The 26,866-nt window shown below is 65.4% G+C and carries 23 protein-coding genes; 14 read left to right on the forward strand and 9 right to left on the reverse strand.

Translation table 11 applies throughout. From position 1 onward, the window contains the following. The first annotated feature begins 53 nt into the window (after positions 1–53). The 4 genes from ureC to ureG are packed head-to-tail and all read left to right on the forward strand — an operon-like array spanning position 54 to position 3,756. On the forward strand, positions 54–1,760 hold the full coding sequence (gene ureC / locus WS70_RS14680; RefSeq protein ID WP_059470346.1) for an urease subunit alpha: 1,707 nt from the start codon (positions 54–56) through the stop codon (positions 1,758–1,760). Between the two features lie 17 nt (positions 1,761–1,777). Beyond that, positions 1,778–2,413 (forward strand): urease accessory protein UreE, encoded by a 636-nt coding sequence (gene ureE / locus WS70_RS14685; RefSeq protein ID WP_059597605.1) that lies wholly within the window; start codon positions 1,778–1,780, stop codon positions 2,411–2,413. After that, positions 2,400–3,080 carry an urease accessory protein UreF gene (locus WS70_RS14690; protein WP_059470348.1) on the forward strand — a complete coding sequence of 227 codons (681 nt, stop codon included), beginning with the start codon at positions 2,400–2,402 and terminating at the stop codon, positions 3,078–3,080. The genes ureE and WS70_RS14690 overlap by 14 nt, the downstream gene beginning before the upstream one ends. Before the next feature lie 28 nt (positions 3,081–3,108). Continuing rightward, positions 3,109–3,756, forward strand: coding sequence for an urease accessory protein UreG (ureG, locus tag WS70_RS14695; RefSeq protein ID WP_010105841.1), 648 nt, complete (start codon positions 3,109–3,111; stop codon positions 3,754–3,756). 122 nt (positions 3,757–3,878) lie between these two features. On the opposite strand, the gene waaA is transcribed toward ureG, so the two are convergent. The 4 genes from waaA to WS70_RS14715 all read right to left on the reverse strand — a co-directional run bounded on the left by waaA (position 3,879) and on the right by WS70_RS14715 (position 8,796). After that, on the reverse strand, positions 3,879–5,264 hold the full coding sequence (waaA, locus tag WS70_RS14700) for a lipid IV(A) 3-deoxy-D-manno-octulosonic acid transferase (RefSeq protein WP_059597606.1): 1,386 nt from the start codon (positions 5,262–5,264) through the stop codon (positions 3,879–3,881). A 37-nt stretch (positions 5,265–5,301) separates the two neighbouring features. After that, a complete protein-coding gene (locus tag WS70_RS14705) occupies positions 5,302–6,186 on the reverse strand; it encodes a Kdo hydroxylase family protein (protein ID WP_059470350.1) in 885 nt (294 codons plus the stop codon). A gap of 15 nt (positions 6,187–6,201) precedes the next feature. Beyond that, positions 6,202–7,269: a lipopolysaccharide heptosyltransferase I gene (gene waaC, locus WS70_RS14710; RefSeq protein ID WP_059597607.1), complete on the reverse strand. Its 1,068-nt coding sequence runs from the start codon at positions 7,267–7,269 to the stop codon at positions 6,202–6,204. A gap of 108 nt (positions 7,270–7,377) precedes the next feature. Beyond that, positions 7,378–8,796, reverse strand: coding sequence for a phosphomannomutase/phosphoglucomutase (locus WS70_RS14715; protein WP_082716049.1), 1,419 nt, complete (start codon positions 8,794–8,796; stop codon positions 7,378–7,380). A gap of 156 nt (positions 8,797–8,952) precedes the next feature. Between WS70_RS14715 and WS70_RS14725 the strand changes: the two genes are divergently transcribed. From WS70_RS14725 to WS70_RS14745, 5 genes are read left to right on the forward strand one after another with little or no spacing between them, the layout of a single operon-like run. Further along, positions 8,953–10,287: an oligosaccharide flippase family protein gene (locus WS70_RS14725; RefSeq protein ID WP_203235985.1), complete on the forward strand. Its 1,335-nt coding sequence runs from the start codon at positions 8,953–8,955 to the stop codon at positions 10,285–10,287. Then, complete coding sequence (locus WS70_RS14730; RefSeq protein ID WP_059597608.1) at positions 10,284–11,120, forward strand: glycosyltransferase; 837 nt, start codon at positions 10,284–10,286, stop codon at positions 11,118–11,120. Before WS70_RS14725 ends, WS70_RS14730 begins: the two co-directional genes overlap by 4 nt. Positions 11,121–11,175: 55 nt before the next feature. After that, on the forward strand, positions 11,176–12,312 hold the full coding sequence (locus WS70_RS14735; protein WP_059597609.1) for a glycosyltransferase family 4 protein: 1,137 nt from the start codon (positions 11,176–11,178) through the stop codon (positions 12,310–12,312). Positions 12,313–12,326: 14 nt separating this feature from the next. Continuing rightward, positions 12,327–13,349, forward strand: coding sequence for a UDP-glucose 4-epimerase GalE (gene galE, locus WS70_RS14740; protein WP_059597610.1), 1,023 nt, complete (start codon positions 12,327–12,329; stop codon positions 13,347–13,349). 27 nt (positions 13,350–13,376) lie between these two features. After that, positions 13,377–14,486 (forward strand): MraY family glycosyltransferase, encoded by a 1,110-nt coding sequence (locus WS70_RS14745; RefSeq protein WP_059470355.1) that lies wholly within the window; start codon positions 13,377–13,379, stop codon positions 14,484–14,486. Between the two features lie 174 nt (positions 14,487–14,660). Here the strand turns inward: WS70_RS14745 and WS70_RS14750 are convergent, their stop codons facing one another. The 5 genes from WS70_RS14750 to WS70_RS14770 form a co-directional block, all read right to left on the reverse strand. Beyond that, positions 14,661–16,133 (reverse strand): hypothetical protein, encoded by a 1,473-nt coding sequence (locus WS70_RS14750; protein ID WP_059470356.1) that lies wholly within the window; start codon positions 16,131–16,133, stop codon positions 14,661–14,663. 91 nt (positions 16,134–16,224) lie between these two features. Continuing rightward, a complete protein-coding gene (locus tag WS70_RS14755) occupies positions 16,225–18,105 on the reverse strand; it encodes a polysaccharide biosynthesis protein (RefSeq protein WP_059470357.1) in 1,881 nt (626 codons plus the stop codon). A gap of 12 nt (positions 18,106–18,117) precedes the next feature. After that, entirely contained in the window at positions 18,118–19,134 is a 1,017-nt protein-coding gene (locus WS70_RS14760) for an MraY family glycosyltransferase (protein WP_203235986.1), read from the reverse strand. A gap of 5 nt (positions 19,135–19,139) precedes the next feature. Then, on the reverse strand, positions 19,140–20,105 hold the full coding sequence (locus WS70_RS14765) for a UDP-glucose 4-epimerase family protein (protein WP_059597639.1): 966 nt from the start codon (positions 20,103–20,105) through the stop codon (positions 19,140–19,142). After that, positions 20,102–20,947 (reverse strand): glycosyltransferase family 2 protein, encoded by an 846-nt coding sequence (locus tag WS70_RS14770; RefSeq protein ID WP_059597612.1) that lies wholly within the window; start codon positions 20,945–20,947, stop codon positions 20,102–20,104. The genes WS70_RS14765 and WS70_RS14770 overlap by 4 nt, the downstream gene beginning before the upstream one ends. A 350-nt stretch (positions 20,948–21,297) precedes the next feature. Here WS70_RS14770 and WS70_RS14775 point away from each other — a divergent pair, with 350 nt between their 5' ends. The 5 genes from WS70_RS14775 to WS70_RS14795 are packed head-to-tail and all read left to right on the forward strand — an operon-like array spanning position 21,298 to position 26,722. After that, positions 21,298–22,722, forward strand: a complete 1,425-nt coding sequence (locus WS70_RS14775; RefSeq protein ID WP_059597613.1) for a UbiA family prenyltransferase — start codon at positions 21,298–21,300, stop codon at positions 22,720–22,722. 3 nt (positions 22,723–22,725) lie between these two features. Next, positions 22,726–24,042, forward strand: coding sequence for an FAD-binding oxidoreductase (locus WS70_RS14780; RefSeq protein WP_059597614.1), 1,317 nt, complete (start codon positions 22,726–22,728; stop codon positions 24,040–24,042). Then, positions 24,039–24,779, forward strand: a complete 741-nt coding sequence (locus WS70_RS14785; RefSeq protein WP_059597615.1) for an SDR family oxidoreductase — start codon at positions 24,039–24,041, stop codon at positions 24,777–24,779. Before WS70_RS14780 ends, WS70_RS14785 begins: the two co-directional genes overlap by 4 nt. Positions 24,780–24,810: 31 nt before the next feature. Continuing rightward, entirely contained in the window at positions 24,811–25,209 is a 399-nt protein-coding gene (locus WS70_RS14790; RefSeq protein ID WP_059597616.1) for a GtrA family protein, read from the forward strand. 52 nt (positions 25,210–25,261) lie between these two features. Next, on the forward strand, positions 25,262–26,722 hold the full coding sequence (locus WS70_RS14795) for a hypothetical protein (RefSeq protein ID WP_059597617.1): 1,461 nt from the start codon (positions 25,262–25,264) through the stop codon (positions 26,720–26,722). Positions 26,723–26,866 lie beyond the last annotated feature (144 nt).

A 26,866-nucleotide genomic window follows, 5' to 3' on the forward strand; every position in this document is an offset into this window, starting at 1 on the left:
GACGCGACTCGCTGATACGCCCCCCCGCACGGGCATTCGAAGGATTCGACGATATGACATTACGTTTGAGCCGCCGCGCGTACGCGGAAATGTACGGGCCGACGACGGGCGACCGCATTCGGCTCGCGGATACCGAGCTGCTGATCGAAGTCGAGCGCGACTGCACGGTCTACGGAGAAGAAGTGAAGTTCGGCGGCGGCAAGGTAATCCGCGACGGCATGGGCCAGTCGCAACTGCCCGCGGCCGACGTCGCCGACACCGTGATCACGAACGCGGTGATCCTCGATCACTGGGGGATCGTGAAGGCGGACATCGCGATCAAGCACGGCCGCATCGCGGCGATCGGCAAGGCGGGCAATCCGGACATCCAGCCGGGCGTCACGATCGCGATCGGTGCGGCGACCGAGATCATCGCGGGCGAAGGCTTGATCGTGACGGCGGGCGGCATCGACACGCACATCCATTTCATCAGCCCGCAGCAGATCGACGAGGCGCTCGCGTCCGGCGTGACGACGATGCTCGGCGGCGGCACGGGCCCCGCGACCGGCACCAACGCGACGACCTGCACGCCGGGGCCGTGGCACATGGAGCGGATGCTGCAGGCGGCCGACGGCTGGCCGATCAATCTCGGCTTTCTCGGCAAAGGCAACGCGAGCCGGCCGCAGCCGCTCGTCGAGCAGATCGAGGCCGGCGCGATCGGCCTCAAGCTGCACGAAGACTGGGGCACGACGCCCGCCGCGATCGACAACTGCCTCGCGGTCGCGGACGACACCGACACGCAGGTCGCGATCCACACCGATACGCTGAACGAAGGCGGTTTCGTCGAAGCGACGGTGGCCGCGTTCAAGGGCCGCACGATCCATACGTACCACACCGAAGGCGCGGGCGGCGGCCACGCACCCGACATCCTGAAGGTGTGCGGCGAGCCGAACGTGCTGCCGTCGTCGACGAATCCGACGCGCCCTTACACGATCAACACGCTCGACGAACATCTCGACATGCTGATGGTGTGCCATCACCTCGATCCGTCGATCGCCGAGGATCTTGCGTTCGCCGAATCGCGGATCCGCCGCGAGACGATCGCGGCCGAGGACATCCTGCACGATCTCGGCGCGCTGTCGATGCTGTCGTCCGATTCGCAGGCGATGGGCCGCGTCGGCGAAGTGATCATCCGCACGTGGCAGACCGCGCACAAGATGAAGGTGCAGCGCGGCGCGCTCGCCGAGGACAGCGCGCGCAACGACAACTTCCGTGCGAAGCGTTACGTCGCGAAATACACGATCAACCCGGCGCTCACGCACGGCATCGCACGCGAAGTCGGGTCGATCGAGCCGGGCAAGTGGGCGGACCTCGTGCTGTGGGAACCCGCGTTCTTCGGGATCAAACCCGCGATGATCATCAAGGGCGGCATGATCGCGGTCGCGCAGATGGGCGATCCGAACGCGTCGATTCCGACGCCGCAGCCCGTCCATTACCGTGAGATGTTCGCGACGCGCGGCGGCGCGCTCGCGCGCACGTCGCTCACGTTCGTATCGCAACGCGCGCTCGACGCAGGCATCGGCGAACGCTATGGGCTCGCGAAGCGGCTCGTGCCGGTGCGCGGCTGCCGCACGGTGACGAAGCACGACATGGTTCACAACGCATGGCGTCCCGCAATCAGCGTCGATCCCGAGACCTACGATGTCGTCGCCGACGGCACGCTGCTCACTTGCGAGCCCGCGGCCGTGCTGCCGATGGCGCAACGCTATTTCCTGTTCTGAAGTCCTGAAGAATCATCATGCGCACGATCGATAAACGCATCGCCCCGCACGTAAAGCTCGCCGCGACGCTCGTCGCGCGCGCGCCGACGCTCACGCTCGCCTACGACGCACGCTGCAAGAGCCGGCTCGCCGCGACGCTCGACACGGGCGAGGAAGTCGCGCTCGTGCTGCCGCGCGGCACGGTGCTCGCCGACGGCGACGTGCTCGTCGCAGACGACGGCGCGCTCGTTCGCGTCGCCGCGGCTGCCGAAGCCGTGCTGCTCGTGCGCGCGCCCGACGCGCTCACGCTCACGCGCGCCGCGTATCACCTCGGCAACCGGCATACGCCGGTCGAGATCGGCTCGGACTACCTGAAGCTCGAATACGACCCCGTGCTCGCCGACATGCTGGCACGGCTCGGCGCGGCGATCGAGCGCGCGAACGCGCCGTTCCATCCGGAGGCCGGCGCGTACGGCGGCGGACATCGGCACGGCCACGACGCGACGTTCGCCGAGGATTATGCACTCGCGCAGCAAGTGTTCGACGAGCACCACGGCCACTCGCACTCGCACTCGCACTCGCACTCGCACTCGCACGATCACGATCACGATCACGATCACGATCATCAGCATGGTCCGTCCTGCTCGCACGGTCATCGCCATGGACACCGCTGAGCTCGTCGCGCTGCTGCACCTCGCGTCGCCGGCGCTGCCGATCGGCGCGTTCAGCTATTCGCAGGGACTCGAAGCCGCGCTCGACGCGCCGCTGATCCGCGACGCCGACGGCGCCCGCGACTGGATCACGAGCGGCCTGACCGACGTGCTCGCACACGGCGAGCTGCCGTTCCTCGCGCATCAGCTCGCGCGCTGGCATGCGCACGACGCGGTCGCGCTCGCCGACGCGAACGAAGAATTCGTCGCGAGCCGCGAATCGTCCGAGCTGCGCCGCGAAACCGAGCAGATGGGCTGGTCGCTCGCGCAGTTGTGCGCGTCGCTCGAATGGGGCGACGCCGCGCGCCGCGCGACGCTCGCATCGATCTCGCCGATCGCGCTGCCGACCGCGTTCGCGTTCGCCGCCGCCGCACACGGCGCGACGCCCGACGCGACGCTCGCCGCGTACGCGTTCGGCTGGGTCGAAAACCAGACGGCCGCCGCGATCAAGGCGGTGCCGCTCGGTCAGCTGGCCGGCCAGAAGATCATCGTCGCGCTGCGCGAGCCGATTCGCGCGGCGGTGCGCCGCGCGCTCGCGACGCCGCCCGACGCGATCAACACGTTCGCACCGCAGCTCGGCATCCTGTCCGCGCGGCACGAGTCGCAGTATTCGCGTCTGTTCCGCTCGTAAGCATCCCCAAGCATTCCTGGACATCGCAATGAACGCACCTCTCACCGCGGCGGCCCGCCGCACGAAGAAGCTCCCGCCGCTGCGCGTCGGCATCGGCGGCCCCGTCGGCTCCGGCAAGACGACGCTCCTCGAAATGCTCTGCAAGGGCATGCGCGACCGTTACGACCTCGTCGCGATCACGAACGACATCTATACGAAGGAAGACCAGCGCCTCCTGACGATCGCGGGCGCGCTGCCCGAGGAACGGATCATGGGCGTCGAGACAGGCGGCTGCCCGCACACGGCGATCCGCGAAGACGCGTCGATCAATCTCGAGGCGGTCGACCGGATGCTCTCGCGCTTCCCGGATGCGGACATCGTCTTCATCGAATCGGGCGGCGACAATCTCGCCGCGACGTTCAGTCCCGAGCTGTCGGACCTGACGATCTACGTGATCGACGTCGCGGGCGGCGAGAAGATTCCGCGCAAGGGCGGCCCGGGGATCACGAAATCGGACCTGCTCGTGATCAACAAGACGGACCTCGCGCCGCTCGTCGGCGCGAACCTCGACGTGATGGCGTCCGACACGAAGAAGATGCGCGGCGAGCGCCCGTACGTGATGTGCAACCTGAAGGCGCTCGACGGCGTCGCCGACGTGATCGCGTTCATCGAGAAGAAAGGATTGCTGACGGTCTGAGCGTTCCGCGTCGCGCGATCGCAAGGCCGCGAGACGCCGCTGTCGCGCGATGCGACGCGATGCGATGGCCGCGACAGCGGCAACGCCGCCGTCGCACGGCCCCGCACTGCCCCGCCCGGCGCTCAGTCGATCGCCGCGCCCGCGTCGAGCCCGCCCGCGGCGCCGTCGTCGCTTGCCGCCGACACGACGCGCGGCGGCGGCAGCAGCGCATTCAGCACGTCGACCGTGCGCGCGGTCGCACCGCGATGCCGCGCGGCGAACGCGGCGCCCGCCGCGCCCATCGCGATGCGGCGCGCGTGATCGGCGAACAGCGCGTCGAGTGTGCGCGCGAGATCGAACGGATCCCGCACCTGCGCGCATGCACCCGCCGCGACCGCGTCGGCCGTGGCCTGCGTGAAGTTGAACACGTGCGGCCCGATCAGCACCGGCACGCCGACCGCGCACGCCTCGATCAGGTTCTGCCCGCCGAGCGGCAGCAGGCTGCCGCCGATGAACGCGACGTCGGCGGCCGCGTAGTACGCGCCCAGTTCGCCCATCGAATCGCCGAGCAGCACCGCGACGTCCGCCGGCAGCGCCGAAGCGGCCGGCCGGCCGGCCGCGGCCGCTGCCGCGTCGGCCGCCCATTCGGTGCGGCGCACGTGGCGCAGCCCGCGCCGCTCGACGAGCGCCGCGACTTCCGCAAAGCGCTGCGGATGGCGCGGCACGAGAATCAGCAGTGCGTCCTGCGTCTTCAGCGCGGCGAACGCATCGAGCACGAGCGCCTCTTCACCGTCGCGCGTGCTCGCCGCGACCCACACCGGCCGATCGCCGATCGCCGCGCGCCACGCGCGTGCTCGCGCGGCGAGCTCGGGCGGCGTCGACATGTCGAACTTCAGATTGCCGAGCACCGCGACGTTGCGTGCACCGAGCGACGTCAACCGCTCCGCGTCGGCCGGACTTTGCGCGAGCACCCGCGAAAGACCGCCGAACACTTCGCGCGCGGCCGAGCCGAACTTCGCCGCGCGCCTGAACGAGCGCGCCGACATTCGCGCGTTCGTCAGCACGAGCGGCACGTCGGCGCGACGGCATTCGTCGATGAGCGTCGGCCAGACTTCGGTCTCCATCACGAGTCCGAGCGACGGCCGCCATGCATGCAGGAAGCGCCGCACGACGTGCGGCAGATCGTACGGCAGATAGCAGCGCGACACACGCTCGCCGAAGATCTGCTCGCCCGTCGCGCGGCCGCTCGGCGTCATGTGCGTGAGCAGGACGTGCACGTCGGGTCGCGCGCGCATCAACGCGTCGATGAGCGGCTGCGCGGCGCGCGTCTCGCCGACCGACACCGCATGCACCCAGACGATCGGCGTCGGCTCGTCGACGCCGCGCGCGCCCGCGCGGCCCGGTCCGAAGCCGAAGCGCTCGCCGATGTGCTCGCGATAACCGCGCTCCTTGCGCGAGCGCCACAGGAGACGCAGCACCGCGAGCGGCGCGATCAGCCACCACAGCGCACGATAGATCGCTCTCAGCATCGCGCGGCAGCTCCGGCGATGAAAACGTCGCGCGCGCTCAAACGAGGGCCCTGCCCTGCAGGCGTTCGAGAATGCCGAGCGGCGCGCGCGCCGGTTGGACCATCGCGCCGACCGGCAGGAAGAAGGTCTGCTCGAGCATGAACTGGCCGGACATCACCGCGTGCGACGCCTGATCGGAGAAACAGACCCACACGCTGCCCGACGGGAACGGCATCGTCTGCTGCGGGCTGTTCTTCTGATAGTCGAGATCGGCCTTCATGCCGTCGTGCAGGTTCAGCATCAGGTGATCGTATGCACTGCGACGCGTCTTCGTCACGTGCAGCAATCCGAGCAGCCACGCGGAACCCGGCAACTGCGGCTTGATGTGCGGCAGGAAGCGCTTCGCGACGTCCTCGAACGGCTCGCCGACGCGCCACACGCGCGGCACGCCCGCCGGATTCACGTTCGTGAACACGCGCAGGATCCGCTCGCCGTAGTTCGGCCGCGACGGAAACGCGTCGACGTGCAGGCGGCTGTCGTCCTTGCGCCACGACGTCTGGCGCGTCTCGACCTGCATCAGGCGCAGGCTCGTCGGCGCGACGCGCAGCTTGCCGCGATACTCGGGAAAGAGCCCGTCGACGAGCGTGCCCGCCTGCTTCTGGAAGCGCGCGATCAGCGCGCGCACGGCCGATTGGGTGACGGCATCGCCGACCACGCCGGCGAGCGCGCCGCCGTTCGGCGCGAGACTGATGTTCTTACGTTTCGGATCGGCGAGCGCGGGATCGAGGAGCGCTTCCTCGCCGCCTTCGATCGCGAAGCGCAGATGCGGAAAGAACAGCACCTTGCCGTCCTCGAGGCCGCCGAGCAGTTGCTCGCGCGGCACGGACAGTTGTTGCCCGCTCCAGTCGGCGGACGCAATTTCGATGATCTGGGATTCGCTCATGATCGCCTATCGGGATTACAAGAGGCCGAACGACGCGAGTGCGTCCTTCACCTGCGAAAGGGACGGCGGCGCGCCGGCGGTGCCGAGGTTGACGACGTCGGGCGACCAGTAGCCGCCCGTGCGCCAGGCCGTCGCGAAATTGTACAGTTCGACCGTCGGACGCTTCAGCGCCGCCGCGATGTGGACGAGTCCCGTGTCGACGCCGACCGTCGCCGCCGCGCCGTCAATGAGGCCGACGACCGCGGGCAGCGACAGCTTCGGCGGCACGATCGCCGCCGCGCCGAACGCCTTCGCGAGGCGCTCGCTCGTCGCGCGCTCGGCGTCGCTGCCCCATGGCAGCACGAGCGACGCGCCGCGCCGCACGAGCGCTTCGCCGAGGGCGATCCAGGCTTCGTCGGGCCATTGCTTGTCGGCGCGCGACGTCGCATGGACGAACACGACATACGGCACCGGCAGGTTCAGATCGAGCGGCGCGAGCGCGCGCGACGCGCCGCGCGTGTCGAGGCCGAAATCGATCGAATCGTCCGGCGTCGGCGCGGGATCGCCGAACGCGGCCGCGACGAGCTGCCGCGAACGCTCGACGACGTGCGTGCGCGGCGCGATCGGCACGCGCTTGTCATAGAAGAAGCGCACCGGCCACTCGTAGCCGGCGCCGTCGGTGCGGTTGCCGAGGCCGACGAGCGGCCCGCGCGCCCAGCTCGCGACCCACGCGGTCTTGATGAGCCCCTGGCAGTCGATCACGAGGTCGTAACGCTCTTCCGCGAGGCGCCGCCGGAACGCGCGGATCTCGCGCCACGTCGCGGACGAGCCGGGATGCTTGCGCCAGCGCCGCAGCGAGAACGGCAGCACGTTGCGCACGCCGTCGACGAGCCGCACGAGGTCGGCGAAGCCTTCCTCGACGAGCCAGTCGATCTGCGCATCGGGATGGCGCCGGCGGATGTCGGCGATCACCGGCATGTTGTGCACGACGTCGCCGAGCGACGACACGCGCACGATCAGAATTTTTTGCACGCTGAAAGAGAGGACCGGCAGCCGCCGGCACAGGCCGAAAGGACGGATTTTATCGCGCCGGGCGGCCGACACAGACAAAAAGCGGCGAACGCACGAATGCTTCGCCGCTTTTTCGACAAGGCTTGCGTCAGCGCAAGGCCGGCCATGCCGCCCGCGCGGCGCGACGCGCCGAAGTCAAGCTCAGAACGGCAGGTTCGCGTCCGGCTTCGCCGCCTTCAGCGCGCGCCGGAAATCGTCCTGGATCCGCGCGAGCGCCGCCTCGGTCGTCGCCTCGAAGCGCAGCACGACGACGGGCGTCGTGTTCGACGAGCGCGCGAGGCCGAAGCCGTCCGGATACTCGACGCGCAGGCCGTCGATCGTCACGACCTCATCGGCGCCGTCGAACTTCGCGTCGGCGCGCAGCTTGTCGATCAGCTTCACGTTCTCGCCTTCCTCGAGCTTCAGCTGCAGCTCGGGCGTCGACACCGCGTTCGGCAGGCCGTTCAGCAGCGCGCTCGGATCCGCGACGCGCGCGAGGATCTCGAGCAGGCGCGCGCCGGTGTAGAGACCGTCGTCGAAGCCGTACCAGCGATCCTTGAAGAACACGTGGCCGCTCATCTCGCCCGCGAGCGGCGCGCCCGTTTCGCGCAGCTTCGCCTTCACGAGCGAATGGCCCGTCTTCCACATCAGCGGCTCGCCGCCCTTCTCGCGCACCCAGTGCGCGAGATTGCGCGTGCACTTCACGTCGTAGATGATCTGCGCGCCCGGGTTGCGCGACAGCACTTCCTCGGCGAACAGCATCAGTTGGCGATCCGGATAGATGATCTGGCCGTCCTTCGTGACGACGCCGAGACGATCGCCGTCGCCGTCGAACGCGAAACCGATCTCGGCATCGGTTTCCTTCAGCTTCGCGATCACGTCCTGCAGGTTCTCCGGGTGCGCCGGGTCCGGATGGTGGTTCGGGAAGTTGCCGTCGATGTCGGTGAAGAGCTCGACGAGCTCGCAGCCGAGCGCCTTGAACAGGCGCGCGGCGAGCGGGCCCGCAACGCCGTTGCCCGCGTCGACGACGAGCTTCAGCGGCCGCGCGGGCTCGATGTCGCCGACGATGCGATCGACGTATTGATCGGCGACGTCGTATTGCTCATACGAACCGCTGCCGGTTTCGAAACGCGCGTCGACGATGCGCTGGTAGAGGGCCTGGATCTGGTCGCCGTAGATCGCGGCGCCGCGCAGCACCATCTTGAAGCCGTTGTAATCCGGCGGATTGTGGCTGCCCGTGACCACGATGCACGAGTCGACGCGGCGCTCGCCGTTCGCGAGCGCGAGCGGCACGCTCGCCGCGAAATAGCCGACGGGCGTCGGCACCATGCCGACGTCGACGACATCGACACCCGACGCGCGCAGCCCTTCTGCGAGCGCGCCGACGAGCTCGGGGCCCGACAGGCGACCGTCGCGCGCGACGACGACCGCATCGCCGCCCTGCGCGCGCACTTCGCTGCCGAACGCGCGGCCGATCGCACGCGCGACGTCGGCGTCGAGCGTCTTGCCGATCACGCCCCGGATATCGTATGCCTTGAAGATGGATTGGGAGATCATCGATTCACTCTCTGTGTCGTCCATAAAAATTTTGGCCGCCTCAACGCGAATGCGTAAAAAATTGTCGCCCGAACCGACCGACGCGGGGCAATGCATGGCACGCCGATGCCTGAAGCGAATCCGATCCAACTTATAATCGCTGGTTTCAGCTACGCCGATCGCGCCCATTTTAATGCCTGATTGCTTCATTGCAGCAAAACCGCTCCCGCGGACGGCCGGCCCGGTCATCTCGCGCACGTTTTCCTGCTGCGCGCCATGCTGAAATCCAGGCTTTCGAATCCCGACGTCGCCAAGGCCGTCGCGAACCTCGCGTGGCTCGGCGTCGAACGCGTCACGCAGATCGGCGTCGCGATCGTCGTGAGCGGCCTCCTCGCCCGCTACTTCGGCCCTGAAGCGTTCGGCAAATGGCAATACGCGAACACGCTCCTCCTCGTCCTCGCGCCGCTCACGTGGGTCTGCGGCGCGGAGATCCTCGTGCCGACGATCGTCCAGCGCGCGGGCGCGCAACTGGGCGCCGTGCTCGGCAGCGCATTCGCGCTGCGCTTCGCCGTGTCGGTCGCGGCGCTCGCGCTCACCTGGGCGGCGATCGCCCTGGGCGCGTTCGATCCGCTCGTCGGCGCGATGCTGGCGGGGCTCGCGGTCACGCTCGCGCTGCGCGAGCCGTTCGTCGGCGTCGTCAACGCGTGGCTGCAGAGCATGACGTACAGCAAGCCGCAGTTGCTCGCGAGCCTCGTGGCCGCGCTCGCGAAGATGGCGCTCGTGTGGCTGCTCGTACGCGCGGGCACCGCGCCCGCGCGCTTCGGCTGGCTGTGGGCGCTCGAAGCCGCAGCGATCGCGGCCGCGCTGGTCTGGTATTACCGCAGCCGCAACGGCGGTGCGCTCGGCTGGTACGTCGAGCGGCCGCTCGTGCGCGAATTCGCGACGATGGGCACCGTATTCTGGCTCGGCCTCGTCTGCATGTACCTGTTCCTGAAGCTCGACCGGCTGATGCTCGAGCGCTACGTGTCGTTCGCCGAGCTCGGCCGCTACGCGGCCGCGCAGCAGTTGAACGAAAACTGGATCACGCTCGCGCTGATGCTCGCGCAGACGATCGCGCCCGCGTTCGTCTATCGCGTGCAGGACATCGCGCGGTTGCGCCGCAACGTGTGGCGCCTCATCGGCATGACGGCCGCGCTGATGATCGCGGGCGCGCTCGTGCTCGACCTGCTCGCGGGCTTCATCATCCGCAAGGTGTTCGGCCCCGGCTTCGAGACGTCGGTCGACGTGTTCCGCTGGGCGGTGTGGCTGTCGGTGCCGGCCGGCATCGAGGCGATCGGCAATCTCGTCGTGCTCAAGTATCAGGCGAAGTTCGTGCTGCTCGCGAAATGGTCGGTGGCGCTCGCGCTCGCCGCACTCGTCAACCTGATCGCCATTCCCGCGCTCGGCCTCTACGGTGCGCTCGCGGGCCTCGCCGCCGGCTATCTCGCCGCCGCGTCGGTCAATTTCCATTACATCCGCCTGAAGCTGCGCCCATGACGCCCTCTTTCGCCACGCCCGGCGCCGCCCGCTCGCTCGTCGATGTCGCGGTGCTGATTCCCGCGTACAACGCGCACGACGATCTGCTGCGCACGCTGAAGTCGTTTCGCGAAGACGCGCCCGTGCGCGTGCTCGTCGTCGACGACGGCAGCACGCCGCCGATCGCCGCGCCCGAACTGCCGGGCCTCGCGATCGACGTGCTGCGGATGCCGCGAAACGGCGGAATCGAGCGCGCGCTCGCGGCCGGGATCGACGCGCTCGCCGCGCGCGGCTTCCGCTACGCGGCGCGCATCGACGCGGGCGACCTCGCCGCGCCCGGCCGGCTCGCGAAGCAGCGCGCGTATTTCGATGCGCATCCGGGCGTCGCGGGCCTCGGCACGTGGACGCAGGTCGTGTCGCGCGACGGCCGCCCGCTCTTCATGCTGACGCCCGCCGCCGATCCGGCGACGCTGCGCCGCACGCGCTTCTTGCGCTCGCCGTTCGTGCATCCGTCGATGATGCTCGACGTCGCGGCGGTCAAGGCGGTCGGCAATTACCGGATCAAATATCGCGCGGCGGAAGACCTCGATCTTTTTTTACGGTTAATGGAACGCTACGATTGCGCGAATTTGCCGGAGCTCGGTTTGTATTACGAATTGAACGAGGGCGGCATCAGCGCGACGAAGCGGCGCCGGCAGATCGCGTCGACGCTCGCGCTGGCGCTGCATTACTTCAATCCGCTCAATCCTTACGATTGGCTCGGCGTCGCGAAAAATCTGCTTCATTTTGTAACGCCCTATTCGACGCTGCAGCGCGCGAAGCGCCTGCTGTTCGCGCCGCGCGGCGCGGCGTGACGCACCGCTTCCCATCATTTTTGCCCGAGCGTCCGATTATTTTTTTCAGCCCGACATGAGTTCCGCTTCCGCCCCGCGCATCGTTCTCGTCTGCAATACTGCGTGGGCGATCTATACGTACCGGCAAGGCCTGATCCGCATGCTGATCGCGCGCGGCGCGCAGGTGACGGTGCTCGCGCCGCGCGACCGCACGGTCGAGCCGCTCGTGCGGATGGGCTGCCGCTACGCGGCGCTGCCCATCGCATCGAAGGGCACGAGCCCGCGCGAAGACCTGCGCACGCTCGCCGCGCTCTATCGGCACTATCGGGCGATCAAGCCCGACCTCGTGTTCCATTACACGATCAAGCCGAACATCTACGGCTCGATCGCCGCGTGGCTCGCGCGCGCGCCGTCGATCGCGGTGACGACGGGCCTCGGCTACGTGTTCATCCAGAAGAGCCGCGCCGCGCAGGTCGCGAAGACGCTGTACCGCTTCGCGTTCCGCTTCCCGCGCGAAGTCTGGTTCCTGAACCGCGACGACCTCGACACGTTCACGCACGAGCAGCTCCTCGCGCATCCGGAGCGCGCGCGCCTGCTGCACGGCGAGGGCGTCGACCTCGAGCAGTTCGCGCTCGCGCCGCTGCCCGAGCGCGACACGTTCACGTTCGTGCTGATCGGCCGCCTGCTGTGGGACAAGGGCGTGCGCGAGTACGTCGAGGCCGCGCGCGTCGTGCGTGCGCAGCATCCGCGCGCGCGCTTCCAGCTGCTCGGCCCGCTCGGCGTCGACAACCCGAGCGCGATCGGCCGCGACGATGTCGACGCGTGGGTGCGCGAAGGCGTCGTCGAATACCTCGGCGAAGCGCACGACGTGCGGCCGCACATCGCCGCCGCCGACTGCGTCGTGCTGCCGTCGTATCGCGAAGGCGTGCCGCGCACGCTGATGGAGGCGTCCGCGATGGGCCGCCCGATCGTCGCGACCGACGTGCCGGGCTGCCGCGACGTCGTCGCCGACGGCGTCACGGGCCTGCTGTGCGCGGCGCGCGACAGCGCGAGCCTCGCCGCGCGGCTCGCGCGGATGCTCGACATGAGCGCGGCCGAGCGCCGCGCGATGGGCGAGCGCGGCAGGCAGAAGGTCGCCGAGGAATTCGACGAAGCGAAGGTCGTCGAACGGTATCATCAGACCATTTCCGCCCTGACGGGCGTCACACTTTGACGGAGCAATCAGCAATGAGCACGAAGGGCACGATCCTCGTCACCGGCGGCGCAGGCTATATCGGTTCGCACACCGCCGTCGAGCTGCTCGAGCACGGCTACGACGTCGTGATCGCCGACAACCTCGTCAACAGCAAGCGCGAGGCAATCGCGCGGATCGAGAAGATCACCGGCAAGACGCCGGCGTTCCATGAAGTCGACGTCTGCGACGCGCGCGCGCTCGCGCCGATCTTCGACGCCCATCCGATCACGGCCGCGATCCATTTCGCGGCGCTGAAGGCGGTCGGCGAATCGGTCGCGAAGCCCGTCGAGTATTACCGCAACAACCTCGACAGCCTGCTGTCGCTGCTGCGCGTGATGCGCGACCGAAACGTGAAGCGGATCGTGTTCAGCTCGTCGGCGACCGTGTATGGCGTGCCCGAGCGCTCGCCGATCGACGAGACGTTCCCGCTGTCGGCGACCAACCCGTATGGCCAGACGAAGCTCATGGCCGAGCAGATCCTGCGCGACGTCGAGCTCGCCGATCCGGCCTGGCGCATCGCGACGCTACGCTACTTCAACCCGGTCGGCGCGCACGAGAGCGGCCTCATCGGCGAGGATCCGGCCGGCATCCCGAACAACCTGATGCCGTATGTCGCGCAGGTCGCGGTCGGCAAGCTCGAGAAGCTGCGCGTGTTCGGCAGCGACTACCCGACGCCCGACGGCACCGGCGTGCGCGACTACATTCACGTCGTCGACCTCGCGCGCGGCCACATCGCGGCCCTCGACGCGCTCGAGCAGCGCGACGCGAGCCTCACCGTCAACCTCGGCACGGGCCGCGGCTACAGCGTCCTCGAAGTCGTGCACGCGTTCGAGAAGGCGTCCGGGCGGCCGGTGCCGTACGAGCTCGTCGCGCGGCGCCCGGGCGACGTCGCCGAGTGCTACGCAAACCCCGCCGCCGCAGCCGAGATCATCGGCTGGAAAGCCGAATACGACCTTGATCGGATGTGCGCGGACCACTGGCGCTGGCAGGAAAACAACCCGCGCGGTTTTGTATAATCCGCTGTCCAATTTCCGGGCAATCCCATGCTCAGCTTCGCCGTCGGCTTCATCGTCTCGCTTCTCGTCACGCTGCTCATCGTCCGCTATGCGCACCTGCACGAGAAATTCTCGATCGACAACGATCTTGCCGGCGTGCAGAAATTCCATGCGCGGCCGGTGCCCCGTGTGGGCGGCGTCGGCATCCTGATCGGGCTCGTGGCCGCGACGGCGCTGCTGTCGCGCAGATATCCCGCCATCGCGGGCGGCATCCTCGGACTCGCCGCATGCGGGCTGCCTGCATTCGCATCCGGCCTGATCGAAGACCTGACGAAGAAGGTCACGCCCGCCGTGCGGCTCGCCTGCACGATGGCGGCGGCGGCGCTCGCGTTCGTGCTGATGGGCATCGCGATCACGCGCATCAGCGTGCCGCCCCTCGATTTCCTGCTCGGCTACGCGGCGATCTCGGCCGCGGTCACGGTGCTCGCCGTCGCCGCGCTCGCGAACGCGGTCAACATCATCGACGGCTTCAACGGCCTCGCGTCGATGGTCGCGTTCATGATGTTTGCGTCGCTCGCGTACGTCGCGTTCCAGGTCGGCGATCCCGTCGTGATGTCCGGCTCGATCGTGATGATGGGCGCGATCATGGGCTTCTTCATCTGGAACTTCCCGGCGGGCCTCATCTTCCTCGGCGACGGCGGCGCGTACTTCATCGGCTTCATGCTCGCCGAACTCGCGATTTCGCTCGTGATGCGGCATCGCGAAGTGTCCGCGTGGTATCCGGTGCTGCTCTTCATGTATCCGATCTTCGAGACCTGCTTCTCGATCTACCGGAAGAAGTTCGTGCGCGGGATGTCGCCGGGGATCCCGGACGGCGTGCACCTGCACATGCTCGTCTACAAGCGCCTGATGCGCTGGGCGGTCGGCACGAAGACCGCGCACGACCTGACGCGGCGCAATTCGCTGACGTCGCCTTATCTGTGGCTGCTGTGCTTAGTCGCGGTGATTCCGGCGACACTGTTCTGGCGGCATACGGTGCACCTGTTCACGTTCGTCGTGCTGTTCGCGCTCACCTATGTGTGGCTGTATGTGAGCATCGTGCGGTTTCGGGCGCCGAGGTGGATGGTGGTGCGGAAGGCGCGGCGGCATAATCACTGAGCCACAGGATTCGCGTGCAACAAAGAGACGCAGCATTGACCTGCGCCCCTAAAGTTGGACACCGATCCGACCTTTGGGGTGCTTTACTGAACCGCTTGGGTCGGACATAGCAGTCGGGGCAGCTTGGACGTGGAACGGGTCAACATTCGAGCCACCGCCGCTGTCGTTCGCGAATCAAATCCGTTCGTAGACGACGAAGTAAATGCGGACCGCGTCGGGAGCGTACTTGTAGTAAATCTTGTCGAGATAGCTGAGGTTCGGGTCGATATAGAACTGCCGCACCGCTTTGTATCGCGACGAGAGCGGCAAAGTGTCGAAGAGATCAGCGTCTACGTTCGTCCGCGGCACCAGCGCTCCGGCATGGCCTTCCTTCATCGTAAGCAGCACGAATTTCGGTTGATCCAAAAGCGCATTTTCGGCGCTCACGTGCCCGTCCGCTGTGAACACCGAATGGTATGGTGACGTCAGCCCCAGATAGTCGTACACGCGCGCGCGTATCCCGAATGGGACAATTCCTGCCTCAGACAGGACAACGGTGTCGGCGACTGTCGTTCTGCTCACGAGATAGCGCGCGACATCGAAGTGCGTAGACCGTCGCGCAACCAAGTTGTCCACGCGCACGCGCATTGGCGGCAGCGACGCATACTGGAACGCCACGACAACTGCGACGCCAAGCACCGCCATCCAGCCTCGGACATTGCTGTCAGTTAATAGGTCACCGCTCAGGCAACCCGACGCAAGCAGTGCGATTATCGGAAGGACCGGCACAACGAAGCGGTAGCCGTACATGAAGTCCCCCCCGGACACAGCGAGGAATACGAGCTGGGCGCCCATGAATGCGGCACCCAGTAGCACAGTGTCATTCTTTCGGTGGATCCAGATCGACACGACGACGGCCGGAAGCACGAGATACCCGCTTTCGGCATTGAAGCGCCATAGATACTGGCCCCCGCGGAGAACGGTTTGCGCCGTGGTGTGGACTTTCGCGAGTGCCGTGTTGGGCACCAGCGCGCCGAAGTACTCAATCCGGAACAGCTCGTAAGCACCGCCGAATATCGCGAGCAGCGCGAGCACGGCGAGGGACTGCTTGTACCCGCGTCGCCACGCCAGGTAGCTGCATGCGACTAGTCCGAAGATCGCTCCTTCCGGGCGCGTCAGTGCGACGAGGGAGGCCACGATGCCGATCGTAACCGGGTTTGCCGACGATAAAAGAAGAATGTAGAGGCCAGTGACGAGAGCCGTATAAAACATCGTTTCCAGGCCGTCAGTAGCCCACAGGGCGAAGAACGTCGAGCACGCCAGAAGCGCCATTGCAGACAGCGCGGCAATCCGGCCAAATACCCGGTCGGCGTATTGCCCGACAATAAGGATGGCTACCGCGCCAGCGATGACGCTGTAGACCTTCATCATCAACGGCATCGACAGTCCGATCTTGCCAGTAAGCGCGAGCAATGCCATCCAGACCGGATTGGAGTACCCCTCTACACGCTCGCCGATGTTGAAAATCGGACCGTGTCCGAGGGCAAGGTTGAGCGAGTAGCGCAGAGTGATATACGCGTCATCAATGCTCTCGGGAAAGAATGCGAAGGCGAGCGCGAGGAACGCCAATAGGGGTAGACCAAACGGAAGGATTTTTCGCGCAAGCATTGGCTTTGACGTAGCGGTCGGATTTCGAGCGCTGAATTATATCTGCCGCCTTCGCGCAGCTTTTTTAGCTCGCCATGCGGCGAGCCGTCGTTCACCGATTCGACGACGCCCTGATCGGCATACTCTGCAGGAGCGGCGCCACCACTGTCTGATACTCGGGCACCCAGCGCCGCAGGTCGCGCCGCACCTCGTCGTCGCTGAGCACGCGATGCTGCATCAGCCACGGCAGCAGCTCGTCGAGCAGGTTGTCCGGCACCTCGCGGGCCCGCGCGATCCGGAGTTTCGGATGCGGCGTGCGGGTCGTCGTCTCGTCGTCGGCGAGCAGTTCCTCGTAGAGCTTCTCGCCCGGCCGCAGCCCGGTGAATTCGATGCGGATCTGCCCTTCCGAGAAGCCGTACAGGCGTATCAGGTCGCGCGCGAGATCGACGATCTTGACCGGCTCGCCCATGTCGAGAATGAAGATCTCGCCGCCGCGCCCCATGCTCGATGCCTGCAGCACGAGCTGCGACGCTTCCGGGATCGTCATGAAGAAGCGCGTGATCTCCGGGTGCGTGACCGTCACCGGACCGCCCTTCGCGATCTGCTGCTGGAACTTCGGAATCACGCTGCCCGCGCTGCCGAGCACGTTGCCGAAACGCACCGTCTCGAATTGCGTGTGCTCGCTCGTCTGCTGCAGCGCTTGGCACGCCATCTCCGCGAGACGCTTGCTCGCGCCCATCACGTTGGTCGGGTTGACGGCCTTGTCGGTCGAGATCAGCACGAAGTGGCGGACGTCATGGCGGATCGCCGCCCGCGCGACACGGTAGGTGCCGAGCACGTTGTTGCGCAGCGCCTGCCACGCGTTGAGCTCCTCCATCAGCGGCACGTGCTTGTAGGCCGCCGCATGGAACACGATGTGTGGCACGTGGCGCGACATCACCTGGTCGAGCAGCAGCGAATCCTTCGCATCGCCGATGATCGGCACGACCGGCTGGTCGGGGAAGCGCTCGCGCAGTTCCTCGGTCAGGCGGTACATCGCGTATTCGGAAAGGTCGAAGGCGACCAGTTGCGCCGGCGCAAAGCGCAGGATCTGCCGGCACAGCTCCGAACCGATCGAGCCGCCCGCGCCCGTCACCATCACGACGCGGCCGCGCAGCAAGGCTTCGACGTGCGGAGTGTCGATGGTTACGGCGTCGCGGCCGAGCAGGTCTTCGAGGTCGATGCTCCGCACCTGAGACAGGAAGCCTTGCCCCGGCATCAGTGCGGTCAGCGACGGCAGCACCATCGCTTTCACGCCGGCGCGCACGCAAAGCGTGGCGACGCGACGCTGCGTTTCCACCGATGCGGACGGAATCGCGATGATCGCGTATTCGACCTTCAGCATCTCGGTCCAGTGCTTGAGGTCATTGAACGAGCCCAGCACCTTGTAACCGTAGATCTCGCGGCCCTGCTTCGTGACATCGTCGTCGAGCAGGCCGACGAGGCGCCACTCGCCCGAGCGGGACAGTTCACGCGCGAGACTGGCGCCGGCCGTACCGGCACCAAGCACCAGCATCGGCTTGCCCTGTCCTACAAGACCGCCGTACAGGTAGAACTCCTTCGTCGCGCGGTACAGCGCGCGTGCGCCGCCCATAATCAGGAACAACATTAACGGGGAGACCAGCAGTACGGATCGCGGAATGATCGGCGACGGCTGGAACATGACCGCGCCGATCATCACGATCACGCCGCCGCAGGCGAGCGCCTTCGAGATTCGCATCAGGTCGGGCAAGCTCGCGAACACCCACAGGCCGCGATACAGGCCGAATACGTGGAACATCAGCGCGTAGACGGGGAGCACCCAGGCGAGCGCGGCAAGCGCGCCGTTCAGAAAATCAGGCGGAATGCTGCCGTTGAACCGGACGAGATAGGCGAACAACCATGCGGCGACTACCGCCAGCAGGTCGAACAAAAAAGCACTGAATGACAGCCATGATGCTTTGGATCGCAACATCGGCGGGAGACCTCACGAATTGTTATCAATGGCCGTCTGCAGCCGGCGCCAGCGCATGTCGATCACGACGCCGATGCACGTCAGCACGCCATGCCACGCAAAAAACGTCAACCATTGCTGCAGCGCGGGACGGCCCAGTGCCCACCTCGCAACAATTATGCCTGCGAGCATGATGAGGTACCAATAAATGGCGGTGCGCCCGTGACTCATGCCGGAACGCACCATCCGTTGATAATAGTGCTCGCGGTGCGCTTGCCAGAACTTTTCTCCGCGTAACAAACGTCTCAGGAGTGTTACAGATGCGTCCGCAATAAAGGGCGAGAACACCATCGCCGGGAACCAGATCGGCCAGATCGCATCGCGCCAGCCCCAGTAGCCGAGCGCACCCGCCATGAATCCGAGTGGAATTGAGCCTGCGTCGCCGAGAAACAGTTTCGCCGGGTGGAAGTTCAGCAGCAGAAAGCCGAGCGCGGCACCCGCGATCGCAGCGCCGCTGGCGACGAGATCCGGGGACGGATGAGCGCCCGCAAGCCCGGCGACCGCATAAGCGCCGAATCCGAACAGCGCCATGCCGCCAGCGAGCCCGTCCGCACCGTCCATGAAATTGTAGAGATTGGTCAACCAGACCATCACGAAACCCATACCGGCGAGGAGCCACCACGGAGCCGCAGCCGGATAGGCCACGATCAGCGCAACGACTGCCGCAAGGTGCGCAGCGAACCGGACACGAGCGGGCAGCCCACGCCGGTCGTCGAGTTGCGACAAGGCCGCCAGCGCCGCGGCAGCGATGGCAGTCAGCCACATCCGAGGTGCGAGCCACAATATCGCGACGACGCAGACCGGCACGATGCCCCAGCCGCCAACTCGCGGCGTCGGACGCGTGTGCAGCGAACGATCGTTCGGAATATCGGTTGCGAGACGCCAGGCCAATCCGGTGGCAAGCAGCGTCCGCAGGATCGCCGTCGAGCCGACGGCGGCGGCCAGGGCCATCGCGGCGGCGGCGAGCCACGTGGTTATCGTGAAATGCATATTGCCTATTTTTGGGTATCGCGCGAACGATACCACGCGGCCGTCGCAACAAGGCCTTGTTGCGTCGTATAGGGAGGACGCCAGTCGAGAACGCGCTTGATGTGCCCAGTATCGAGCTGCAGGCTGCCGGTCAGACGGTCGATTGCCGCGCTGCGGCCGGACAGATTGCCGATCGCGCGCAGCACGCCTGGGGGAACCGGAAACAGGCGTGCCGGTTTGCCGAGCGCAGTGCCGATCATGCGGAGCAATTCCGTCACGGACGGTGCGTCGTCGTCTGCGACGTGGAAGCAGCCGCGTGCGGCGCGCGGATCGGTCGCGCAGTGCAGTAGCGCATCCGCGAGGTTGTCGGTGTAGACGAGACTGCGGCGCGCAGAAATAGCGCCGAGCGGCAATGGCACCCCACGCCAGACGGCATCCATCATTCGCAGGAAGTTTGCGCGAACGTCTGGGCCGTAAACAAGCGGGGGGCGGACGATGACGACGTCGAGGCCGGCCGTCTTGCCGAATTGCGCGAGCTGCCACTCGGCGCGCAGCTTCGAGCGTCCGTAGGCGTCCTGCGGATCGGGCACGACATCCTCAGCGAGCGGCGTGCCTGTATCGCTCTCCCCGGCTGCCTTGATGCTGCTCGCGAACACAATACGGCGCACGCCGTGCGCACGCGCCGCCGCGGCGATGCGCAGCGTGCCGGCGACGTTGGTCGCGTCGAACTCGGCGTCCGGATCGGGCGACTCGTCGTGCGTCACGTGCACGCGCGCGGCCAGGTGGACGACACAATCCGCTGCGAGGTCGGCGGGCCATGCCGCCTCGAGGCCATCGAAATCGGGGGCGTCGTGCACCCATTCGCACACACCGAGGATGCATCCGCCCGGCCGGCGCACCAGTGCGGTGACGGTATGCCCCGCCGCGAGCGCGAGCCGACAAACCGCGCGGCCGACGAAGCCGTTCGCGCCGGTGACGACAATGCAGCTCACCACAGCCTCCAGCCGAAGCGGTTGAAAAACTTGAATGCCGATGCGGCGAACATGCAGATATGCGCCAAGCCCTTGCGGGAGGCGCCGCCGCCGTGGTGGATAACGCGCACCGTCGGGACGTAGGCGATGCGAGCGATTTCATGCGTGCGCAAGCTCAGATCGTAGTCCTCGAAATAGAGGAAATAGCGCGGATCGAAGCCGCCGAGCTTCTTCAGGACGTCGGTGCGGAACAGCATGAAGCAGCCGCTGACGATGGGGGGGCTCCAGACGATGTCGCGGTCATTGATGACGTCGCGCATTTCGTAGCGGGCGAGGCGCTCCGCCAGAAATCGACGCAAGCGTGGGGACAGGAAACCTCGTGCGAACAGGTCGAGCACCGACGGATAGCGCCGGCACAGATACTGCTGCCAGCCTGCATCGTCGCCAATCCACGGCGTCAGCAAGCCGGCTTCCGGATTCGCTTCGAAGAAATCTCGCGCGCCGACAAGCGCAGCGGAATCGAGATCGATATCGGGATTCAGTATCAAATGAAAGCGGCTCGTGGCCTGACCGATCGCGAGATTATGACCGCGGCCGTAGCCGACGTTGCCGTAACCCGTCAACACCCGGCACGTGATACCAAACGATTCGAGCTCGGTCGTCGCCGCACGCACGTCTCCGAGGCCGCCATTGTCAACCATCAACAATTCGGCCGACATGCCGGGCCAGACCGTCCGCAAACGCTCGCACGCCGCGCCGAGGCTACTCAGCGTCTGCGCCAGTGCTGCGTGATCGGGACGATAGACGACGACAGATATCGACAGGCTGTTGAGTTGCTCGGGAGACGCGGTGGTGACATTCATGCGTGATTTGACTGCGCGCGTGCTCGGCGGCGCGGTTATTCGGTAATTTGCCTGTCGTGAAGAACAGCAAGTTTGCTCAGTTTTGCCCGATCGGGCAAGCATGCTTTGCAATTGTTAACCGCGCATCAATACAGGAACCACAACTGCAAAATCCGCGATCTACTAATAAAAACTATGGCATATCGCCATCAATCCCGACGTAAGGTTGTGTAACAAACCAAGCGATAGTAAAGTAGCGCCGCCCGATTCGGAGCACCGGCAGGACAGTCGGCACGAACGTCGTGCTTGCAGGAATCGGGGAAGTGGTACCCAGCGTTCACTACACAACTACCGCCCGCAGGGCCGATTCAATGCGAAGCAGACCACTCGTCGTCGATCTGGATGGCACCCTCATTCGCTCGGACATCCTGATCGAGTCCGGGTTTGCGTATCTGAAGGCCGCGCCCCATCGTTTTTATCGGCCGCTGCTTTGGTTCGCGCGCGGCGGCAAGCCCGAACTGAAAGCCAAGCTCGCGGACTTGACGGACGTGGATGTTTCCGTTCTGCCCTACGACGGCTCGGTCGTCAAATGGCTCGAGTCGGAACGCGAAGGCGGACGATCGCTGGTGTTGGCAACCGCAAGCCACTTGCGATACGCACAGGCGATTTCCGACCATCTCGGACTGTTCGACCGCACGTTCGCGACCGACCGCGACGTCAATCTGTCGTCGCACAACAAGCGCGCGGCGTTGGTCGCGGAATTCGGGGAGAAGGGATTCGACTACGCCGGCAACTCGCACGACGACATTGCCGTGTGGGAGGCGGCCGATCGCGCCTATGTGGTCAATCCATCCAGCGGTGTGGAAAAGGCGGCGCGAAAGCTCGGCAACGTCGAGCGCGTGATCGAGTCGCGCTCGCCATTGCTGAAAACTTTTTCGAAGGCGCTACGGCTACATCAGTGGTTGAAGAACCTGCTGATCTTCCTGCCGCTGCTCGCGGGCCATCAACTGTCTTCGCCCGGATTGATCGTGACAGCCGTGCTTGCATTCGTCGCGTTCGGCCTGTGCGCATCGAGCGTGTATCTCCTGAACGACCTGCTCGACCTGGAAGACGATCGTCACCATCCCGTCAAGCGCAAGCGGCCGCTTGCCTCCGGCGCGTTGCCGCTCACCGTCGGGCTGGCCCTATTCCCGGTGCTGCTGGTCGGTGCGTTTGCGATCGCCTTGCCTTCGTTACCTTGGCGCTTCGGTGCCGTCCTGATCGGCTACTACGCGCTGACGCTCGCCTATTCGATCTTCCTCAAGCGCCAGGTCATGGTCGACGTCGTGGTCCTGGCAATGCTCTACACGACGCGCATCATCGCAGGCAGCACCGCCATCGGCTCGCACCTGACATTCTGGCTGCTTGCCTTCTCGATGTTCATCTTCCTCAGCCTGGCGCTCGTCAAGCGCTATGCGGAACTGCACTCAATGAAGGCACGCGGCCTCATGAAGACGCGTGGACGCGGCTACGTGGCGAGCGACCTGTCGTTAATCTCGTCGTTGGGCACTGTGTCCGGCTATCTCGCCGTGCTGGTGCTCGCGCTCTATATTCAGGATGCGAGAACGACCATCCTGTACCGTCATCCGCAAGTGATCTGGCTCGCATGCCCGTTGCTACTGTACTGGATCAGCCGGACCTGGATCATCGCGCATCGGGGCCTCATGCATGACGACCCGATTGTCTTTGCCGTACGAGACCGCGTCAGCCTCGCCACCGTCGCATTGTGCGGCCTGGTTTTTTGGGTGGCCATCTAACCGATGAGCACCATCCTGTCGTGGGGACGCTATCCCCTTGCCCCGCAAGAGATCCACCACGTCGCATGGCGCGATGCCGTGCAACGGGTGTGGGACGACACGACCCGGCAACACGGCACGACGCTACCGTTCGGCAATGGCAGGAGCTATGGGGACAGTTGCCTCGCGGCGTCGGATCATGTCGTCAGGACACTACCGCTCGACCGGCTGATCGCGGCCGACTGGACAGCGGGCGTCCTGCGCGCGGAATCCGGCGTCACGCTCGAACAGATCCTCGAAGTCGCGATTCCACGCGGATGGATGTTGCCCGTCACGCCCGGCACCAAGTACGCCACGTTGGGAGGCGCGATCGCCAATGACGTTCACGGCAAGAATCATCATGTCCGCGGAACGTTCGGCCGCCATGTACGCCGCTTCGCGTTGGCTCGCAGCGACGGCGCTCTGCTGGAATGTGCGCCCGACGCCCACGAAGACTATTTCGCCGCGACCATCGGCGGGCTGGGCCTCACCGGCATCATCCTCTGGGCGGAAATCCAGCTGATGCCAATCCGTTCGAGCATGATCGATACGACGAGCATCCGCTTCTCGAATCTCGACGAGTTCTTTGCGCTTTCGGAGCAGCTCGATCCCGTGCACGAATACAGTGTCGCGTGGGTCGACTGTCAGAGCCGGGGATCGTCGCTGGGCCGTGGTATCTTCATGGTCGGCGGTCACACGGCGAGCGGGCGGCTGGAAGTCGCGTCACGCAAGAAGCGTACGGTGTCGTTCACGCTGCCGATACCGGTATTCAACCGGTTCACGCTTCGCGTCTTCAACGAGCTGTACTATCAGCGCCAGCAACGCACGAAAGTGCGTTCGACGGTGAGCTACGACGCTTACTTCTATCCGCTCGACAGCCTGCTCGAATGGAACCGCATTTACGGGCGAGCCGGATTCCAGCAGTACCAGTGCGTCATCCCGCCCGATACGGCGCGCAACGCAACCGCCGCCATTCTGTCCGCAATCGCACAGAGCGGAACGGGATCGTTCCTCGCCGTGTTGAAGCGCTGCGGCAACCTGCGCTCTCCAGGCCTCTTGTCTTTCCCGCTCGAGGGAACATCCCTCGCGCTCGACTTTCCGCAACGCGAGCCGTCGAACTCAAGGCTGTTCGCCCGGCTCGATGCGATCGTGCGGGAAGCGGGCGGCCGCATCTATCCCGCGAAGGACGCGCACATGTCGGGGGACGACTTCCGCGCGGCCTATCCTCAATGGCAACAAGTCGAGGCGCTGCGCGACCCCGCGCTGCTCTCGCGCTTCTGGGAACGGACTACTCGTACATGAACAATATTCTCGTCGTCGGCGCGACTTCGGCGATCGCCATCGCGTGCGCGCGCAAATGGGCCACACAGGGCGCACGCTTCTTTTTGGTCGCGCGCAACGGAGAGCGCCTCGAACAAGTCGCGCAAGATCTGACAGCGCGCGGCGCACAACGCGTCACCTGCCACCAACTCGATGTCGACAAGCTCGAGAACCATGCCGACATGGTGCGGCATTGCGCGGATACCCTCGGATCGATCGATATTGCGCTCGTGGCACCCGGCACCCTGCCCGACCAGCGCGCATGCGAAACGGATGCCGCGGTTGCCGTGCGGGAATTCAATACGAATGCCGTCTCGGTGATCGCACTGCTGACGCCGCTCGCCAACCAGTTCGAATCGCAAAAGCACGGTACGCTGGCGGTCATTTCGTCGGTCGCCGGAGATCGCGGCCGGCCGTCGAATTATCTGTACGGCAGCGCGAAAGCTGCCCTCACCACGTTCTGCGAAGGCCTGAACGCGCGCCTGTTCAAGGTCGGTGTCCACGTGCTGACCATCAAGCCGGGGTTCGTCGCCACTCCGATGACCGCCGGGCTGCCGTTGCCCGGGCCGCTCGTCGCGACGGCGGACAAAGTCGCGAACGATATCGTCAAGGCGATCGAGCGGCACAAGAACGTGCTGTACACGCCGTGGTTCTGGACACTGATCATGCAGATCATCCGGTCGGTTCCGCGTTTCCTGTTTAAGCGCACGTCGCTTTGACGCAATTGATTGCGTCGTACCCGGAATGCCCATGAGCCGCACGAAAATCGTCTCACTCTATTCGCTCTTTGCCGCCATCTCGATCGCGACGAACATCGGCACGCAGAAAATCTACCTGCTTGTCGGACCAACGCCATTTGGGATCGCACTGTCGGTGCTCGCCGGCACGGCCGCCGGCCTCGCTGTCAAATTCTTGCTGGACAAGGTCTGGATCTTCAAATACCAGCATCGAGACCTCGCGCACGGACTCCAGAGTTTCCTGCTGTATTCGGCGATGGGCATCGCGACAACCGCGATCTTCTGGGGATTCGAATTCGGCGCGGACCGTATCTTCGGCACCGAGGCCGCACGGCTGACCGGCGGTGCGATCGGGCTGGTCATCGGATACGTGGTGAAGTATCGCCTCGACAAGCAATTCGTGTTCGCGTAACCGCCCAACTCACACGCCACGCCACCGCCGGCTCAATTGATTGCAATACGTCATGACTCAAGCGAAATCGCGTCCATTCCGCAATATCGCGCTGTTGCTCGCCACCATACCGGTCGCTGCCTGGCTGTCCTGGAAAAATCGGGACTATCAGTTGGACGATTCGCTGATCTACCTGCGCTATGTTCGCAACCTGTTCGACGGCCTCGGGCTGACGTACAACGCCGGCGACCATTTCAACGGCCTCACCTCGCCGCTCTACTCGTACCTGCTTATTGCAGCCAACAGCGTCACGCACAGCCTGCAATACACGACGATCTTCCTGTCGTTCGTCTTTCTTTGTGCCGCTGCGATTTACGGTGCTGCCGCGCTGTCGGAAAATCGCTTCGAGCAAGCGCTTTGCGGCTTCTTCGTCGTGTCGTTCAACTATTTCTACACGACGTTCGGCATGGAGACGACGCTGTTCCTGTTCCTGACAGCGCTGACACTTCATTTTTACCGGAATGACCGCTTGTATCTGGTCGGGGCCACGATCGGTTTTCTCATCCTCACGCGCACGGAAGGCGTCTTTCTTGGCGCCGTCATCTTCGGCCACTACATCTTCACGAGAAAACGCATCCCGCCGCTCAAGTACCTCGTCGTGGCGGCTGCGATCATTCTGGCCAATCTGCTGTTCAACTACCTGTATTACGGCGCGCCGCTGCCAGCGACGGGCAACGCGAAGATAGGTCAGGGCCGCTCCGGCTTCTGGGGAACCCGCTATCCGTTCCTGAACGTCATGTACATGAAGGACTGGTTCTTCGGCGGTGACTATCGCCTACTCTGGTTCCTGTTCCCGTCGGCGGTGATTGGTCTGTTTGCCCGGCGCTCGTCGGCCACTGCGTATCTGACTGTGGCGTACCTGGCGCTGCTGGGCGGGTTCTACGTATTCCTGCACATTCCCAATTACCACTGGTATTACGCGCCGTTCTTCTACTTCTTGGTGCTCTTTTCCGCAATCGGCGCCTACCAGTTGATCAGCATGGCGATCGGGCTGGCCAAGAAACGGAAGGCGTATCTGCTCGCCGCCGTCCCCGTCACGATCGTCACTGCCGTGTTCGGTGCACACAACCTGAAGCTCGCAGACATAGTGCGCGGCTCATTCGATCCTTACAGGAGCATCGGTAACTGGATCAACGACAACACGCCGAAAAGTGCCGTCGTCGCGGCAGTCGAAATCGGTACGATCGGGTGGTATGGAAATCGCTACATCATCGATATTCTTGGCCTGACGAATCCGTACAACGCCGACTTCATCGCCAATAAGGACGTCCACTCCTGGCTTACCAAGTATTCACCCGATTACATTCTGGTACATGATCCGCTGTGGCCATTCGAGGCGACCGCGACTTGCCTGACAAGTGCCGGAGCCTACGCTCCCGAACCGCGTTTTAACTTCCCCGGCTATCACCTCCTCGTCAAGTCAGCCGCACCCGGTGCCAAGGAACGAGCGACCGCGTGTGGCCAGACCGGATAAGCGTCATTGCATACCGACGATCAGGAAAGCCGCGGTTTCGGATCGAGGGCAACGCAATTCGGCGTCGCGTTTGAGTTTCTAACCGCGATGCATCGATACCCCGACGGCCTTCGTGTGTGCGCCGCCGCGCGAAGCCATGTTCGC

Origin of the sequence: Burkholderia mayonis (genome assembly GCF_001523745.2) — a bacterium.
Taxonomy (GTDB): domain Bacteria; phylum Pseudomonadota; class Gammaproteobacteria; order Burkholderiales; family Burkholderiaceae; genus Burkholderia; species Burkholderia mayonis.

Coding starts and splice junctions, on each gene's coding strand:
- WS70_RS14755 (WP_059470357.1), bottom strand. CDS start 18,105: ATGTTGCGATCCAAAGCATCATGGCTGTCATTCAGTGCTTTTTTGTTC.
- WS70_RS14715 (WP_082716049.1), bottom strand. CDS start 8,796: ATGGACGACACAGAGAGTGAATCGATGATCTCCCAATCCATCTTCAAG.
- WS70_RS14780 (WP_059597614.1), top strand. CDS start 22,726: ATGAGCACCATCCTGTCGTGGGGACGCTATCCCCTTGCCCCGCAAGAG.
- ureE (WP_059597605.1), top strand. CDS start 1,778: ATGCGCACGATCGATAAACGCATCGCCCCGCACGTAAAGCTCGCCGCG.
- waaA (WP_059597606.1), bottom strand. CDS start 5,264: ATGCTGAGAGCGATCTATCGTGCGCTGTGGTGGCTGATCGCGCCGCTC.
- WS70_RS14745 (WP_059470355.1), top strand. CDS start 13,377: ATGCTCAGCTTCGCCGTCGGCTTCATCGTCTCGCTTCTCGTCACGCTG.
- WS70_RS14705 (WP_059470350.1), bottom strand. CDS start 6,186: ATGAGCGAATCCCAGATCATCGAAATTGCGTCCGCCGACTGGAGCGGG.
- WS70_RS14760 (WP_203235986.1), bottom strand. CDS start 19,134: ATGCATTTCACGATAACCACGTGGCTCGCCGCCGCCGCGATGGCCCTG.
- WS70_RS14750 (WP_059470356.1), bottom strand. CDS start 16,133: ATGCTTGCGCGAAAAATCCTTCCGTTTGGTCTACCCCTATTGGCGTTC.
- WS70_RS14795 (WP_059597617.1), top strand. CDS start 25,262: ATGACTCAAGCGAAATCGCGTCCATTCCGCAATATCGCGCTGTTGCTC.
- WS70_RS14790 (WP_059597616.1), top strand. CDS start 24,811: ATGAGCCGCACGAAAATCGTCTCACTCTATTCGCTCTTTGCCGCCATC.
- WS70_RS14730 (WP_059597608.1), top strand. CDS start 10,284: ATGACGCCCTCTTTCGCCACGCCCGGCGCCGCCCGCTCGCTCGTCGAT.
- WS70_RS14775 (WP_059597613.1), top strand. CDS start 21,298: ATGCGAAGCAGACCACTCGTCGTCGATCTGGATGGCACCCTCATTCGC.
- galE (WP_059597610.1), top strand. CDS start 12,327: ATGAGCACGAAGGGCACGATCCTCGTCACCGGCGGCGCAGGCTATATC.
- WS70_RS14735 (WP_059597609.1), top strand. CDS start 11,176: ATGAGTTCCGCTTCCGCCCCGCGCATCGTTCTCGTCTGCAATACTGCG.
- WS70_RS14690 (WP_059470348.1), top strand. CDS start 2,400: ATGGACACCGCTGAGCTCGTCGCGCTGCTGCACCTCGCGTCGCCGGCG.
- WS70_RS14770 (WP_059597612.1), bottom strand. CDS start 20,947: ATGAATGTCACCACCGCGTCTCCCGAGCAACTCAACAGCCTGTCGATA.
- WS70_RS14785 (WP_059597615.1), top strand. CDS start 24,039: ATGAACAATATTCTCGTCGTCGGCGCGACTTCGGCGATCGCCATCGCG.
- ureC (WP_059470346.1), top strand. CDS start 54: ATGACATTACGTTTGAGCCGCCGCGCGTACGCGGAAATGTACGGGCCG.
- ureG (WP_010105841.1), top strand. CDS start 3,109: ATGAACGCACCTCTCACCGCGGCGGCCCGCCGCACGAAGAAGCTCCCG.